Origin of the sequence: Eubacterium ruminantium (assembly GCF_900167085.1) — a bacterium.
Taxonomy (GTDB): Bacteria; Bacillota; Clostridia; order Lachnospirales; family Lachnospiraceae; genus Eubacterium_Q; species Eubacterium_Q ruminantium.
Window position 1 is genome coordinate 166506 of record NZ_FUXA01000009.1, and the last position, 15051, is coordinate 181556.

The following is a 15051-nucleotide window of genomic DNA, read 5'->3' on the forward strand; positions in this document are numbered from 1 at the left end:
AAATATTTTTTGTACCATCGCTCATATCATTATAATCAGCAAAGTACTTTCAGTAACAACTTAATTCTATCACTTTTTGATGATTTGTCCACTTTGGATTATCAGCTGTTTAACTCTTTTGATTCATTATTTTTCCCTGTAAAGAGTAATTCCATAACTTTACCAACCTTAATCTTGTTACCCTTATACAGTGACATAACTTTATAGAGACGACCTGATAATATGATAAGTACAACAGTAAGAACTACTAAAATTCCAAGCATGATAAGTGTTGTCATTATAGAAGTAGCTCCAAGAGCAACATATGCAGGTCCGATCAAAGCTGATGTAAATGGAACGAAGAACATCCATGTAGGTGCTTCTCCATTTACCAGTACACCGCCATATAAAACTATAAAGAATGCAATAATAAGCGGCATGATGAAAAGTGTTGATGCACTTGCAACCTGCTCTCTTGTGCTTGAAACCGCACCTGCAATAACACTAAGTGAAGCATATAATATAAAGCCAAACATAAGTATAACGAATCCGATGATTATATTATGTACCTTGAATACTCCCATGCTGCCCATGTACTTGAAAAATGCAAGCATTTTTGAATGAGAATTAGGATGCATGCTTGTTGCCATCTTGGTACCTATAACAAATCCGCAAATAAGCGCTGCAATCCAGGAAACCATCTGAATAATTGCTGCAACTACCGATGCAAGGAATTTACCCATGCAAAGCGCTTCCGGTCTTACTGAAACAAGCATTGTATCCATAAGCTTTGATGACTTTTCCATTACGATGGACTGTGCTGTCGAACTACCATAAGAAAGAATCATTACATACAGAACCATTACGCATAAAAAAGGAAGAACTGATTTGAATAACTTAAGTATACCGTCTGCTTCTACCTTTTCATTTTCATCTGTATCTGCAATTGACTTTCCTTCAGCAAATCCGTCTGCATGATAAGTATCATATTCACAGCTTGTCATTAACTGACGAACACCTTTCTGGTCGATTCCCAGTGCCGAAACTATAAAAGGTCCTGCATATTTATCCATGAAATCGTAATAATTTGCCGCATCCTTTTTGTTTATTCCCTCATCAGGAACGATTATATAACTATTAACCTTATCATTCTGAATACGGAACCCAAGTATAAAAATCTCTTCTCTGTTGTTGGCATTTTTCATTGCTGTCATTGCCTCAGCAACAGTTGCGAAATTAGTATATTTGATATTCGAATAATTCTCTTCACCTATTAAATTGAGAGAATTAAAATCAACCTCTTTGTCAGAGATTTCATTTACAATATAAATTTCCTGTGCTTTACATTCATCTATTGCACTTTTTTCCTCTTTATTTTTACTACTTCCTATTACCATAATGAGTATAGGAACTATAAGAAGGAGCAGAGTCATAGAAATAGTGAGCACTTTATATCCTCTGGTTACAGTATTCTTAAAAGAAAATCTGAATACACTTCCAAAATTTCTAAACATTCTCCTTTACCTCCTTATCTTTTTTTGACGAAGTCTTGCCAAATAATATCTTTATAAGCTGACTCATTTTAACTTTGCTTCCGTCAATAAGTATAAGCTGTCTGTACACCTTGGCACATGCAAAGAAGAGTAAAATTGTAACTATTATATTGATTGCATAAAAGATTATAAGCTCAGTTAAGCTTACACTTTTTATGACATATAAAGTCGGAACGATAAATCCTGACACGATAGGCACATACACAAGTGCATGATTAAGAGTATCATTATTCATCTGTGGTACGATGATCACAAGGAAATATCCTAACATTGTAAGGATTGAAAAAATACCATTTGCACTCTGTACATCTTCAGGCTTGCTGCATGATCCGCCTGATACACCGGCTATAAATGCAAACGCAAAGAATACTAAGATAAGTGAACTGATAAGAACGAACACATTCTTAAATTCAAGTCTGAAAATAACAGAAAAGTCAAATGTAGACTGTGCTACTCCCTGAGGCTTTCCTAAGTAATGATCCAGCAAGGTATTCACAACCTTTGAACCTGCAAATGCTGTTGCCAGCATAAGAACAACATATGTAAGCATTGCTAAGATCTTACCGATAACGAGGGCAAGTGGTCTAACGCTTATCATAAGTGTTTCTACAAGCTTAGATGTTTTCTCTTCCATTACAGAACTTACGATATTGGTTGATGCTGTTGAAAGAGTCATAAGCATTATAATTCCGATTGATGAAGCAAGAGCAAATACATCATCCTTTGTGTACTTACGCTCTGATTCTTTGATATATTCCTCTTCAGTGTATTTTAATTTTTCATTGATTCCGTCCGAAACATACTTAAGCTCTTTATCACCGAGTCCTGAAGCTTCAAATCTTATGTAATCAAACCTATCTGTCAGATATTTTCCCAAACTGTCAAGAAGCGAACCTGTTACTTCCGATTCTTTGGCAGTAACAAGATTGATCTTATAAACAGGCATATCATTTTCATTAGTTTCATTGTTAATGATCATTACAACCTGTTTTGCATCAAGCGAACTTATAACATCGTTATCACTTTTACCTGATTCGTCAACGACTACATTTATATTTTTGAATCCGGTTTTCTTAAATTTTAACTTCCCGGCATCAACTCCTATATCGGAATGATTAAGGATTATAAGATCAGAAATATTTACGTCTTTCTCATTAACAGTAGAATTCGTCATTTTATCATTGCTTGACATAGATAATCTGTTAATAGGTCCAAATGCAATCAGGAATATAACGAAACTAATGAAGGATATTCTGTATGATTTGCTTTTGAAAACCTGAGCGAGTGTAAATTTATAAACTTTATCTACACCTTTTAAACTGTAAATGCTGCTTTTATTTTTCATCCGCTCCCACCTCTTTTACAAATATCTCATGAAGAGAAAGTTCTGAAAGATCAAAACGGATAACGTTGACTTTATTATCTACAAGAAGTTTAAGAAGCTTCTGGGACTGCTCATCATTCTTAACTTTGATCTTATACTCATTTTCTTTTTCAGAAACGATTTCCGCTCCAACTTCATTTATATATTTATCAACATTTTCCTCGCACTTTAAGTTGAGGTTTACTCTTCCGTAGCTCTTCTTTATATCATTAAGATTACCCTGAACCACTGCCTTTGATCTTGAAAGAATTGTAATGTCTGTACAGAATTCTTCAACAACCTCCATCTGGTGGCTTGACATAATGATATATTTTCCTGCATCTATCTGCTCACGAACTACGTTCTTTAAGATATCTGTATTAACCGGGTCGAGACCTGAAAACGGCTCATCAAGAACTATAAGATCCGGATCTGAAAGCATAGCTATTAAGAACTGTATCTTCTGCTGATTACCTTTTGATAACTGATCAGGACTCTGTGGCTTAATCTTCTTCTTAACAACTCTCTTTCTCTTCTCAGTTGTTAAAAATACTTTTCCATTTTCATCAATGAAATCGCCGTGCTCATTAATCTTATTTCCTGTAACAGCATCTTTGTACTGTGGATAAAGATATTCTTCAACCTTAAGACGCTCAGCCCAATATTTGATCTTCTTATCAAGTTCTTTCTCAGAAACGCCTCTTAAAGTTCCGAAGTACTTAATCTGATCCATAAGACTGTATTTTGGATAAAGACCCCTTTCCTCAGCAAGATATCCAATATTGCATGTGTCAAAATTGAGTGGACCATCATTCCAGATTACTTCACCACCATTTTTGTCCAACATATCAAGTATCATTCTGATTGATGTAGTTTTTCCTGCTCCATTTGTACCGAGAAGCGCATAAACTCCCGGTTTATCCATTCTGAAACTGATATGGTCAACAACTGTCTTGTCACCATACTTTTTAAATAGATCCTTTACAACAAGTCCCATTTTATTCCTCCACGTGTAATTTTTTGTCATTAGAAATTGTATCAAACGTCATACCCATTTTCAACAATATACAGGACTTTAATAAATAGTTAATAAATGTTAACCAATTCCCCTCGGCACACTCCATCCTATATATTTTTACATAATAAATCTGAAAATCAGTATCTCGTTCTTTCAATAGACTACTATATATGAAAAAAAAATTCACGACATATATTGTCGTAAACAGACAAAAATATGTCGTGAATTGATCATTCTTACGTTAAATGCATTTCATTCATCACTAAATGCTTTAAAGCTCTTTTCAAAAGTCTTTCTCGGAATCATTATGCTTCGTCCGCAGCCGCAGCATTTTATCCTGAAATCCATTCCCACTCTCTGTATCTCCCAAAGATTTGTCCCGCAGGGATGACCTTTTTTCATTATTACTTTACTTCCAACCGTAAAATTTATTTTCTCCATATAACCTTTTTTCATCCTCTTTTAAAAACCGGTTCCGGATATTAGTCATCCCATTCTATACTTTCGTCATTTAGATTTTGGGAAACCCCTTTAAAAATGACTGTAAATCTGGTTCCGAACTCTTCTCTTGATAATACCTTTACCTTTGCTTCATGAGCATCGATGATCCATTTTGCTATAGAAAGGCCAAGACCTGTTCCGCCCGAATCGGCATTTCGCGCTTCATCCGAACGATAGAATCTTTCAAATATATGATCCAGCTGCTCCTGCTTTAAGCCGATTCCTTCATCCTGTATCATATATGAAACCGAATTGTCCTTATTTCTTCTTACCCTTAACTTTATCTCACTGCCCTTAGATGAATATTTTGCAGCATTCTGGATAAATATTCTGGCACTCTGCTTAACCATGGCAATATCACCATTTACCGTGAATTCAGGGCCGTTATAAACTTCATCCGGATTAACTGCATCATCGGTATAAAGCTCCGTTACCTTCTTATCATCAACATAGAAATTGTAAACATGACTTTCATCTATCATGCAGGACTCTTCCCAAACTTCATAAATGACCTTTGCCATATCGAAGTCGGTTCTCTGAAGAGTATTCCTTCCGCTGTCTCCCCTTGCAAGGAAAAGAAGCTGTTCTACAAGTTCTTTCATATGCTCTGATTCATTTTTAAGAGCTTCAATGGATTCTTCAAGAACTTCCGTATCCTGTTTGCCCCATCTGTCGAGCATATTTACATATCCCTGAATAACCGCTATCGGAGTACGAAGCTCATGAGAAGCATCTGATACGAATCTTATCTGCTGTTTTCTGCTTTCCTGCATCTGGCGAAGCAGATTATTGAGGGCAATCTCAATACCACGAAGTTCCTTATCTCCCGTATTAATGAGCGGTGCATTCGGATCGGCTCTGTTGATAGCCGACTCAAGATGACGCATGTTACTTTCCGAAATGTTATCTTTTCCGGAACTATCTTTATCCGGAGTCACAGGGGCCTCATTAACTTTGGCCGCCATATCAGCCATTTTACTAACCGCATCCGCCTGAAGAGCCACATCATAAAGAGGTCTCATTCTTCTTCTGATCCTTCTAGTGTTGAACATTTCAAAAAGCATCCATATGTTTTCTGCAATGAGAAGTGTCATGAATAGCGGCCAGAGATTTTTGGAATACTCCCTTACGGAAGACTCATAAATATCGCCGTTCGCAGTTGTAACTCTGTAAATGATATCATTTTTGTCATTTACTCTTTTCGTGATAAAATCTATTTCCGTTTCTTCTTTCGCAATCTCAAATAATCCGCCTTTCTCATAAGCGGAATCCGGCACCTTTTTATGGCTCTCCACAAAGAAAAACATAACGGCTACACCAACCAGGATAAGATCAAGCACAATTAATGCAACCATCTGTCTTAACCACATATCCCAGTTGATCATTTTGGCTATTGATGAAGTTTTATTTTTTCGTCCGTTAAGATTATTTTCTTTTTTATCCATAACAAAACCTCATTTTACGTATAATCATATAGATTAATTAGCTCTCACTACGTATCCCACGCCTCGAACCGTGGTAATAAATTTAATTCCGAATCTGTCATCCAACTTTGTTCTTATATATCTGACATAAACATCGATTACGTTGGTTTCGCCCATATAATCATATCCGCAGACCAGATTCATAAGCTTGTCTCTGCTCATTACAATATCTTTATTGATCATAAGTACATGAAGAAGCTCAAACTCCCTATTGGTCAGTTCGAGCCTTTCTCCATTAACTTTTACTTCATGACTGTCTTCATTTAATGTAACCGGTCCAATCTTAATCTCTCTGAGAGGTTCCTCAACCTTAGCCGAAGACACAACTCTCTTCTTAAGAGCAACACGGATTCTTGCAAGTAATTCCTCAATTGCAAAAGGCTTTGTGATATAATCATCCGCTCCTGCGTCAAGTCCTGCAACCTTATCCATTACCGCATCTCTTGCAGTAAGCATGATAACCGGTGTCTCTTTCTTCTGTCTTATACGTCTTAATACCTCAATACCGCTTAATTCCGGAAGCATAACGTCAAGAAGTATAAGATCAAAATCCTCTTCTAAAGCTTTGTCCAGACCTGAACGTCCGTCAAAGGTTTTAGTAACTTCATTTCCCTCATGCATTAATTCCAGCTCTACAAATCTTGCAATTTTCTCTTCATCTTCGACAATTAAAATTTTGCTCATCTTTGCACCTCGTCACATTATCTGTACATTTTAGTCTTCATCGCTGTCATCATATCGAATTTTAAGCTCTCTGATCTCTTCCTCATGAAATGATCTGATATTATCAACATTTACATCATTTCCGTCATTTTTGCTGTCTGTATTTTTTACATCATTACTTCTGTTATCTTTTGATGTATTTTCTTCTTTAATGTCTTCCGCTGCATTATATGCATCTCTGTAGCTGCCATTTCTTCTTTCGTCTCTTCTGTTTCTTCTTTCTTCACGTCTTTCTTCACGTCTTTCTTCTGCTCTATGTCTTTCATTTCTGCCTGAGTTCTTCATATTGGTTGCGCCGTCTGCAGCCCTGTCACAGAATTTATTTACATCTACTGTAACTTTTCCAACTCCAACAAATCTATATCTGCAATCAAAGAATAATCCTACAACAAGAAGAGGAAGAATGATCCAGAATGTAAAAATAAAGCAGATAATGAGAACCAAAACAGGAACATCAACTATCTTCTTATTAAATCTTTCAACTACAAATGAAGTATCGATACTCTTTCTGAGTAATACTTTAACCCCGTCAACAAAAGTGTCGATTCCGTCTTTTTCACTATTTCTATCATACTCTGCAGTAGCATGTGCGAGATTGTCCGATTCCTTGTCCTTTTTATTTACAGAGCTTGTAAATGTAGCAGTATTTCTTTCAGATGTCCTGCCGCTTCTCTCCAAATAAACTATTGCATCAAGGATATCTCCATTGCATCTATCTAAAGCTTCAACTGCTTCTGTATAGCTGACACCGGTCTTTTCTTTTATCTTCTGAACTTTTTCAAATTTATCCATCGTACTCATCCTTTCTAAATTTTTATGTCCGATCAATGATCATCATCCATTTGATGAGTAAATAATAACAATAAAGTATTAATTAAAAATATGATAAAGATTAAAATCAGGTTAAAAAACAAATTAATGATTAAATTAGACTCCAGGATTGAAATATATATTCCTGATTCAATTAGACTTCATGGTTGAAATATATATTCCTGATTCAATTAGATGTCCATTTAATTCCTTTATGATTTTCACATATGTTATAAATAATAGCAATATATTTTTCCTATAAACAACAAAGCCCGTATTGCAAAAATCTCTCATTATATATAGAATCATATTATAAAGGAGGGATTATATGCCATTTTATGATAAAAGCAGTGCAGATGCTATGAAAGATGAAGATGTTGATTTTCAGGATGTCATGAATATAATGAACATGCTGGATAATTTTGCTGAGTCCGAAGAGGGACGTATGAGACTTCGTGTGGCTGACAATCCAAAGGCAAAAACAGAAAAAACCTATCATCACGGAAGATGTGATGTCGGCAGCCCTTGGTCAAAAGGAACACCTTTTGATGAGCTTGGATGCAACTAATTTTAGTAGACTTCACAAAATATTGAACCCACTAATTCACTTGCAGACGACTGCATACGAAACGTGACAACAACAACAACAACAACTGATATAGTAAATTATTATATGCAAATAATTAAATATAAAGGAGATAAAAAAATGAAACATTATACATATATGCCAAAGGGCGTTTGCTCTGTACAGATCGACTTCGACCTTGAAGACGGAAAACTTCACAATGTAAGCTTCACAGGCGGGTGCAATGGTAATCTTAAAGCTATCGGTCTTTTAGTTGAAGGAAAGGATGCCAAGGAAATATCATCTATCCTTCGTGGAAATGATTGCAAAATGCGCGGAACATCATGCGCAGACCAGTTTTCAAAAGCAATCGATGAAGTCTTAGCATCAAACTAGTTTTACTTCAAACTAGTTTTTTACTATAATTTTGTTTTTACTTCAAACTGGTTTATTACTATAATTTAGTTTTTACTTCAAACTGGTTTATTACTATAATTTAGTTTTTACTTCAAACTGGTTTATTACTATAATTTAGTTTTTACTTCGAATTAGTTTCAATAACATAATAAATATATAAGGAGCTTCAGCCCATACAGGATTGAAGCTCCTTTAATATTTATCTAAGATCAAGCAGTTGTCTATAAACAAAATCAGGATTTTTCTCAAAAAACATTTTTTCATTACATTCGGATATATCACAACTCACAATATTATAAATGTGCCATCCGTAGTACCACCTCTGGCTGTCAGGATCAACATATCTATTGTTATATATTATCCTTCCGTACTGATTCTTTTCGAGTATAAATGCTGTTTCATTAATTCGGTCTATATGATAATAGATTGAATTAGCATCATTAAATGCTTCATTATGTCCTCGACGTTTTGTTGGACACCACTCAACATTTTCATCGCAGAACATTATCTTATACTTATCTTCTTCCTTAAAGATCCGAATAAAATGAAGTAACTTATTGAAATTATCGTATGGATTTTTGGTTCCTTCCGTGAAAATATTTTTACCAAAATGCTTACACTCTTCATAATAAGGTTCAGCAGGCGAAACCTTGCCATCCGAATTATATACGAGACGAAGTTCCTGTGCAAAAACCTCACATTCTTTAATATTATTCAAATTGAATTTGCGAAACAAATCCCCATTTCTTAATCGAGCATATTCTGAAGAACGTTCATTTTTTTCATAATATGTATTTAACGATTGAACAAAAAGCATCTTTAGTCACCTTTATAAATATATGATCATCCGGAATCTTAGGAAATAAGTATTATTCTATTTTGAGTTGAACGTAGTCACCTTCTGTTACGTTATATACATGTTTTCCGATTATATCGAGGACTTTTCTGATATCCTCAATACTCTCGCTTGCAAATTCGACATATGAGTTCTTTTTATCAGATGCATTTTCTTTATCATAGCTGTCATAGCAATATACAAGAAATTCATCTAATATATCTTCTAAAGGATACTGCGAAACATATTCGTCATCCGGCTCGTTCTCCTCAAACTCCGGTTCCGGCTCATAAATAATTGATGTAACATAGATTATATTTTTCTCTGCCGGATCATACATATCTTCATATACGATATCATCCTCAGTACCAACATTTTCTATATCGCGGTAATATCTTTTTCCTTCATATGTTAAGATCAAATTTTCGTCTAAAAAATCTCCTGTTCCCTGACACCATTCCTCAGATTTAAGCAGCTTCGAAACCAGATCAGCATCACTACACTGCTTAAGCGCAAAATTTCCATCATCAACAGACTTTTCCTCTAATGTTTTATAAATCATATCTTCTACTTTTTCATAGTCTGGCGTTTTATATTTCTCAGCCTCATAAAATCTTATGTTCTTCATACTTAAAACCCTCCATATAAAAAATAATATTAATGCCTTTTTTCCATTGCAGCCTTGTATTATCCGTTGCAACACTTGCCCGCATGGAAATATTATACCTTGCTATTAACGGTGCGTAGCATCTCGCACTACTCAATTCCCACAAATGCGAATACATGAGTTGCTCATTCTCATGTATTCGCATATACGTGGGTTATATTATTCTCTATACTCCTATTGAAATAAGATACTCGTCCTCGGCATTAGATTATATAAACAAGTTTCTTGCAAAGATTCACCAAATCATATCTGATTCCATCTCTACTTCTCCAACTACGATCCGACCATTCTTCACCCGAAAGATCATCACCACCATAGATCAAAGCACCATACTCAAATCCTCTGAAACGCGCAACAGCTATACAGCCTGCCTGCTCCATTTCTACAATCTTTCCACCTTCGGATTTTCTTAATTCGATTTTATCCTCAGTTTCACGGAAAATAGCATCCGTCGTCCAAGTAAGTCCACGTAAATACGAAATATTTTCTTTATCAAGATATTCAGCGATACGATTTGTCGTATCTTCATCTGTATATACAACTCTTGCCGGCGGCAGATAATGATACGAAAATCCTTCATCTCTGATTGCACCTTCCACCAATAAAAGCTGCCCAACTTCAATGTTACGGTCAAGCACTCCGCCTCCGCCGCAGAACATTACCTTCTTAACGCCCATTTCCTGAAAAAGATCAAGATTTCCTGCACACGCGGGACATCCAACCTGCCCCAAAGTAATAAGCACATTCGACTCATCATTGAATTTGTAAATTTCAACAGGATTTTCACCAGGGATAACTCTTTCTAAACTAATCTTATTTTTTTCAATTAGTTTTTTCATAACTTCCGGAAAGAAAGTAATTATCATTTTGTCCGTTTCAAAACAACCCGGCTTAAATGATTCCGGATTTATTTTTGCCTTAGCTGCATCGTCGTATTCCACAATTGGAAAATCATTTCTGTGTAACATATTTCTTCCCTCCATTCTTTATTTCAAGTTATCCTTGAAAAAATATGGAATCATTCTATCACAAAACTAATATAATTCAATTATTAAATTATCATCACTGTAGTTTTTAGATGTTATAACTGTGCATTTATCCGGAAATACTTCTCTACAAATCCTAAGTTCCAGCTCCTGCCTGTGTATAAAATGCTTAATCAAATCTTCTTCGCCACTAAGTCCTCTTTCTTTCGAATAAGGACATTCATTAAAATATCCCATCATCAGCGGAAACCACAGCTCATTTCCCTGATCATCAGATCTTTCCTTACGTATCACAGCAAGATTTCTTCTCACATCGTCAGCCTTTAAATAAAAAATATGATAATCCTTGTCCTGCAGAACTTCTCTAACTTCCTTATAAAAGCCAATAATTTCTTCATCCGACGCGCATCTGAAGAGAATCATATCTTCTATGATATTCTGGAATAGTGAACATTCAAAAATCAATTCTTTTTTCTGAGCCTCTTTAAGATAGTCATCTTTCAAATGGTCATCCGCAGTATTATTGTGCCATCCTCTGTATCTTTTTAAAACTATATCCTTAAATTCATCATAAGGAATCCGATTATTATAAATCTCATACTGCTCCAGATTCTTATGAAATCCCGGAACATCCGTTATAATCTGCGTGTAACATATAACTCTTTTTGCCTTATCAGAAATATCCACGAAAGACTTCTTCTCAATCTCCTCTCGTATATCAGAATATGTCTCGAGTATTTCATCATATTTATCTTCATCAACATATGCACACCAGGCAAGCTCAATCGGCGAATAATCTCCCTCTCTAATAGCCATATGATCAGGATATAATTCCGACAGTCTTTGTAGCAATGTACTTTTTCCACTTCCTTGAAGTCCTTCAACAAAAAAATTCACGTATATTTTCTCCTTTATATATCCCAAACTTCAAAATTTACCCTATAAAATGATCTTAAAAACCTAATTTCTATATTAACATAACATTTGTGAACAAATTGTTAAGTGTCAATTAACTGTCAAAAGTATAATAAAATAATATATTTTGTGCAAGATAACCAACATAATTTGCAGAAAAAGACAGAAAATAACAGATTTTTGCTATTGCAAAAAAAATTTAATAGCGATATAATTTGAACAAATTATGAACATAGTGTAAACATTGAAAATGTCATTTCAATAATTAAACTATTATTTTTAAACTATGATTTTTAAACTTTGATTTTTAAACTAGATTTTTTAAACTAGATTTTTTAACTAGATTTTTTAACTAGATTTTTAAACTAGATTTTTTAACTAGATTTTTTAACTAGATTTTTTAAACTATGATTTTTAAACTGTGAAAATTATGTATTTTATGGAAGGAGAACAAAATGTATAAAAAATACAAAAAGCATAATAAAGGTTTCACGTTAGTTGAACTTATTATAGTTATAGCAATTATGATTATCTTGGCTGTTGTCGTAGCAGTCAATTTCCTTAGATACCTTGAAAAAGGTAGACAGGCAATGGATGTATATCATGGAAGCATAATAAAAGATGCCCTCAATGTATATACTTTCCCAAGTGATTATAAAGGTGAAGAAGTTGTTTACGAAGATCCTGAAACACATAAAAAGGAAACTTACACAAGAGGATGGGTTTATGTAGATAAGGATGAAATCAGATGTTCAGATGCAAGCTGCTGTTTAGCAATGATTGATGCCGGTCTTGTTCATATTAGTCCGGAAGCAGAACAAAAGATTCGTGATACCGAAACAAGCGATCACCCATGGTATCCATCAGGACCTGACGGAGAATATATCCGTAGATCAAAAATTGATGAATACGTTTTCAAAAATGGTTTATGTGTTCGTGCTAGAAGAACATGGAATACTTATCAGTTAGATGTTTATGTTGACGATGATGGAGAACTTCACCTCGGTGCAAGTGCTTCAAATGCCATGAGAACTCTGAATCACGCAAAGGATCAGAAAGCTGCTGAAACATTTGCTAAAAGAGTTGGTCTTGCAAATGGATTTATAACACCAATCGGTGAGCAGTATACAGGTCACTAATTATATACAATCTTACAATGCTTTGAATTAATTTATGCTTTTAATCTTCTATTATCCTATAGAAGTCTCCAAAAAAACTCCCAAGTTAATACTTGGGAGTTTTAATTTGCAAATTTATTCTATTGATTTCTATTCTGATATATTCTATTCCAATATTGTATTGTTTTCTAATATTTTATTTTCTATTTTATTCATTCTTCCTTATTATTTCGTCCTATATACTATTCTGAAACATATCTTAGATTCCTGACATAATCATCATGTAAAGCGTAATAATAAATATATTCTAATAAATATATTCCAATAAATATATTCGAATAAATTGATTCCAATAAATCAAAACCAATAATGAATGCAATAAGAAAAACAATAACATTATATATTAAGATTAAACATGCTGATCTTGTTAAGCGGGAATATATAATATCTCATGAATATAATTTACATGATTGTATTTACAAAAGCAGTATTAGCTTTATACAGACATATATGTGTATTTATATAGAAAACATCTTGTATCCTCTTTGTCGGATTACAGCTCCAATAAACGTATCTGAGGTTTAAATAAGCATTATTACCATTATTTAATTATTTAACCATACCGGTACATATAACTCTGACTTAATAGCCCAACACACCTGCACAATATACATATCATTCATAGTTTCTACATCGATCACAATATAAATATCTAAATATATTGAACATAGTATATACATCATGCCCAATATCCCCATCAGGTATGGTCTATACGCCCAGAATAATATCATTATTGATTTAGCCTCTTCATCACGTACAACATCGCCCCGGCATATCTCACATCATGCATAATATAAACATCCGGTATAGTCTTACGTCATACATAATATCACATCGGACATAGCCTTATGTCATACATAATATCACATCGGACATAGCCTTATCCCCTACGCTATATCAGATATATTCATATTTCAAATAAAAAAAGAATCATCGACTAATAATATTGTCAATAACTCTTCACGAATAAATTATATATCGTATAAATAAAAAAGATGCCCAGAGCCGGAATCGAACCAGCGACACGAGGATTTTCAGTCCTCTGCTCTACCAACTGAGCTATCTGGGCATGGCAATATCAAAGAAGTAGCGGGGACAGGATTTGAACCTGTGACCTTCGGGTTATGAGCCCGACGAGCTTCCGAGCTGCTCCACCCCGCGATATTAAATAAATAATCCGCCTCCGCTTTAAAAGCCTTGGTGGATTTTAATGGGTGGAGGTGGATTCGAACCACCGAAGCAAGTTGCAGCAGATTTACAGTCTGTCCCCTTTGGCCACTCGGGAATCCACCCATTTGACTTATTACAATATTCATTTGTAAAAAGCAAAAAGCCGATGATCGGACTCGAACCGATAACCTGCTGATTACAAATCAGCTGCTCTGCCAATTGAGCCACATCGGCGAAAGTGGGACCTACAGGGCTCGAACCTGTGACCCTCTGCTTGTAAGGCAGATGCTCTCCCAGCTGAGCTAAGATCCCATTTCTATAAGCGACCCAGAACGGACTTGAACCGTCGACCTCCGCCGTGACAGGGCGGCGCTCTAACCAACTGAGCCACTGGGCCATAAAGGTAACAGTTATGTACCTTCAAAACTTCATACAAACTGTCGCAAGTGATATATTACCACATCACTATACGTTCTGTAAACAAAAATTTTAATTATTTTTGTTTATCAGATAAACATCGCAAGTATCATACTTAAGATGCTCAAAAGCAATCTTTTCATCTCTCTTGAATAAGCCCTCGACCTATTAGTACACCTCAGCTGAATGTGTTACCACACTTACACTCGGTGCCTATCAACCTCGTAGTCTTCAAGGGGTCTTAACTCCTCAGGGGAGTGGGATATCTTATCTTGAGGTTGGCTTCACGCTTAGATGCCTTCAGCGTTTATCCTTTCCGGACTTGGCTACCCAGCTCTGCACTTGGTAATGCAACTGGTACACCAGCGGTCCGTCCATCCCGGTCCTCTCGTACTAAGGACAGCTCCTCTCAAATATCCTCCGCCCGCGCCGGATAGGGACCGAACTGTCTCACGACGTTCTGAACCCAG

At 35.2% G+C, this 15051-nt stretch carries 14 protein-coding genes, 6 tRNA genes and 1 rRNA gene; 3 read left to right on the top strand and 18 right to left on the bottom strand.

The annotated features are described in order from the left end of the window. Positions 1 to 101 precede the first annotated feature (101 nt). The 7 genes from B5D25_RS08280 to B5D25_RS08310 all read right to left on the bottom strand — a co-directional run bounded on the left by B5D25_RS08280 (position 102) and on the right by B5D25_RS08310 (position 7413). Positions 102 to 1493, bottom strand: a complete 1392-nt coding sequence (locus tag B5D25_RS08280; protein WP_078787504.1) for an ABC transporter permease — start codon at positions 1491 to 1493, stop codon at positions 102 to 104. Next, positions 1486 to 2877: an ABC transporter permease gene (locus B5D25_RS08285; RefSeq protein WP_078787505.1), complete on the bottom strand. Its 1392-nt coding sequence runs from the start codon at positions 2875 to 2877 to the stop codon at positions 1486 to 1488. Before B5D25_RS08285 ends, B5D25_RS08280 begins: the two co-directional genes overlap by 8 nt. Then, the gene (locus tag B5D25_RS08290) at positions 2867 to 3892 is read right to left on the bottom strand and encodes an ABC transporter ATP-binding protein (protein WP_078787506.1); all 1026 of its coding nucleotides are present in this window, start codon (positions 3890 to 3892) and stop codon (positions 2867 to 2869) included. Before B5D25_RS08290 ends, B5D25_RS08285 begins: the two co-directional genes overlap by 11 nt. Positions 3893 to 4165: 273 nt before the next feature. Beyond that, positions 4166 to 4354, bottom strand: coding sequence for a DUF951 domain-containing protein (locus B5D25_RS08295; RefSeq protein ID WP_338082896.1), 189 nt, complete (start codon positions 4352 to 4354; stop codon positions 4166 to 4168). 41 nt (positions 4355 to 4395) lie between these two features. Next, positions 4396 to 5859 (bottom strand): sensor histidine kinase, encoded by a 1464-nt coding sequence (locus B5D25_RS08300; protein WP_090168569.1) that lies wholly within the window; start codon positions 5857 to 5859, stop codon positions 4396 to 4398. 33 nt (positions 5860 to 5892) lie between these two features. Further along, positions 5893 to 6582, bottom strand: coding sequence for a response regulator transcription factor (locus B5D25_RS08305; protein WP_078787507.1), 690 nt, complete (start codon positions 6580 to 6582; stop codon positions 5893 to 5895). Between the two features lie 30 nt (positions 6583 to 6612). Then, positions 6613 to 7413, bottom strand: coding sequence for a UBA domain-containing protein (locus B5D25_RS08310; RefSeq protein WP_078787508.1), 801 nt, complete (start codon positions 7411 to 7413; stop codon positions 6613 to 6615). Between the two features lie 346 nt (positions 7414 to 7759). On the opposite strand from B5D25_RS08310, the gene B5D25_RS08315 reads away from it, so the two are divergent. Both B5D25_RS08315 and B5D25_RS08320 read left to right on the top strand, forming a co-directional pair. Beyond that, the gene (locus B5D25_RS08315) at positions 7760 to 7999 is read left to right on the top strand and encodes a hypothetical protein (RefSeq protein ID WP_078787509.1); all 240 of its coding nucleotides are present in this window, start codon (positions 7760 to 7762) and stop codon (positions 7997 to 7999) included. A 105-nt stretch (positions 8000 to 8104) separates the two neighbouring features. After that, positions 8105 to 8392, top strand: a complete 288-nt coding sequence (locus B5D25_RS08320; protein ID WP_479723622.1) for a TIGR03905 family TSCPD domain-containing protein — start codon at positions 8105 to 8107, stop codon at positions 8390 to 8392. Between the two features lie 220 nt (positions 8393 to 8612). Here the strand turns inward: B5D25_RS08320 and B5D25_RS08325 are convergent, their stop codons facing one another. The 4 genes from B5D25_RS08325 to B5D25_RS08345 all read right to left on the bottom strand — a co-directional run bounded on the left by B5D25_RS08325 (position 8613) and on the right by B5D25_RS08345 (position 11798). After that, positions 8613 to 9230: a hypothetical protein gene (locus B5D25_RS08325; RefSeq protein WP_078787511.1), complete on the bottom strand. Its 618-nt coding sequence runs from the start codon at positions 9228 to 9230 to the stop codon at positions 8613 to 8615. Positions 9231 to 9282: 52 nt separating this feature from the next. Continuing rightward, positions 9283 to 9876 carry a hypothetical protein gene (locus tag B5D25_RS08330; RefSeq protein ID WP_078787512.1) on the bottom strand — a complete coding sequence of 198 codons (594 nt, stop codon included), beginning with the start codon at positions 9874 to 9876 and terminating at the stop codon, positions 9283 to 9285. Positions 9877 to 10118: 242 nt separating this feature from the next. Next, the gene (locus B5D25_RS08340; RefSeq protein WP_159444120.1) at positions 10119 to 10883 is read right to left on the bottom strand and encodes a nucleoside phosphorylase; all 765 of its coding nucleotides are present in this window, start codon (positions 10881 to 10883) and stop codon (positions 10119 to 10121) included. 66 nt (positions 10884 to 10949) lie between these two features. Beyond that, complete coding sequence (locus tag B5D25_RS08345) at positions 10950 to 11798, bottom strand: P-loop NTPase family protein (protein ID WP_078787515.1); 849 nt, start codon at positions 11796 to 11798, stop codon at positions 10950 to 10952. A 473-nt stretch (positions 11799 to 12271) separates the two neighbouring features. Between B5D25_RS08345 and B5D25_RS08350 the strand changes: the two genes are divergently transcribed. Continuing rightward, positions 12272 to 12955, top strand: coding sequence for a prepilin-type N-terminal cleavage/methylation domain-containing protein (locus B5D25_RS08350; protein ID WP_078787516.1), 684 nt, complete (start codon positions 12272 to 12274; stop codon positions 12953 to 12955). Positions 12956 to 13990: 1035 nt separating this feature from the next. Here the strand turns inward: B5D25_RS08350 and B5D25_RS08360 are convergent. From B5D25_RS08360 to B5D25_RS08390, 7 genes are all read right to left on the bottom strand, one after another. Then, positions 13991 to 14063, bottom strand: a tRNA-Phe gene (locus B5D25_RS08360). 18 nt (positions 14064 to 14081) lie between these two features. Then, a tRNA-Met gene (locus tag B5D25_RS08365) sits at positions 14082 to 14155 on the bottom strand. Positions 14156 to 14205: 50 nt separating this feature from the next. Next, positions 14206 to 14287 (bottom strand) — tRNA-Tyr (locus B5D25_RS08370). Between the two features lie 38 nt (positions 14288 to 14325). After that, positions 14326 to 14398 (bottom strand) — tRNA-Thr (locus B5D25_RS08375). A gap of 5 nt (positions 14399 to 14403) precedes the next feature. Then, positions 14404 to 14476 (bottom strand) — tRNA-Val (locus B5D25_RS08380). Positions 14477 to 14487: 11 nt separating this feature from the next. Further along, positions 14488 to 14561 (bottom strand) — tRNA-Asp (locus B5D25_RS08385). Positions 14562 to 14729: 168 nt separating this feature from the next. Then, positions 14730 to 15051, bottom strand: a 23S ribosomal RNA gene (locus B5D25_RS08390); the annotation flags it as partial.

Excerpts from the sequence above, each read along its gene's own strand:
- B5D25_RS08285 (WP_078787505.1), bottom strand. The coding sequence starts at position 2,877 with ATGAAAAATAAAAGCAGCATTTACAGTTTAAAAGGTGTAGATAAAGTT.
- B5D25_RS08340 (WP_159444120.1), bottom strand. The coding sequence starts at position 10,883 with ATGTTACACAGAAATGATTTTCCAATTGTGGAATACGACGATGCAGCT.
- B5D25_RS08295 (WP_338082896.1), bottom strand. The coding sequence starts at position 4,354 with ATGGAGAAAATAAATTTTACGGTTGGAAGTAAAGTAATAATGAAAAAA.
- B5D25_RS08300 (WP_090168569.1), bottom strand. The coding sequence starts at position 5,859 with ATGGATAAAAAAGAAAATAATCTTAACGGACGAAAAAATAAAACTTCA.
- B5D25_RS08315 (WP_078787509.1), top strand. The coding sequence starts at position 7,760 with ATGCCATTTTATGATAAAAGCAGTGCAGATGCTATGAAAGATGAAGAT.
- B5D25_RS08320 (WP_479723622.1), top strand. The coding sequence starts at position 8,105 with ATGCAAATAATTAAATATAAAGGAGATAAAAAAATGAAACATTATACA.
- B5D25_RS08290 (WP_078787506.1), bottom strand. The coding sequence starts at position 3,892 with ATGGGACTTGTTGTAAAGGATCTATTTAAAAAGTATGGTGACAAGACA.
- B5D25_RS08280 (WP_078787504.1), bottom strand. The coding sequence starts at position 1,493 with ATGTTTAGAAATTTTGGAAGTGTATTCAGATTTTCTTTTAAGAATACT.
- B5D25_RS08305 (WP_078787507.1), bottom strand. The coding sequence starts at position 6,582 with ATGAGCAAAATTTTAATTGTCGAAGATGAAGAGAAAATTGCAAGATTT.
- B5D25_RS08350 (WP_078787516.1), top strand. The coding sequence starts at position 12,272 with ATGTATAAAAAATACAAAAAGCATAATAAAGGTTTCACGTTAGTTGAA.
- B5D25_RS08330 (WP_078787512.1), bottom strand. The coding sequence starts at position 9,876 with ATGAAGAACATAAGATTTTATGAGGCTGAGAAATATAAAACGCCAGAC.
- B5D25_RS08325 (WP_078787511.1), bottom strand. The coding sequence starts at position 9,230 with ATGCTTTTTGTTCAATCGTTAAATACATATTATGAAAAAAATGAACGT.
- B5D25_RS08310 (WP_078787508.1), bottom strand. The coding sequence starts at position 7,413 with ATGGATAAATTTGAAAAAGTTCAGAAGATAAAAGAAAAGACCGGTGTC.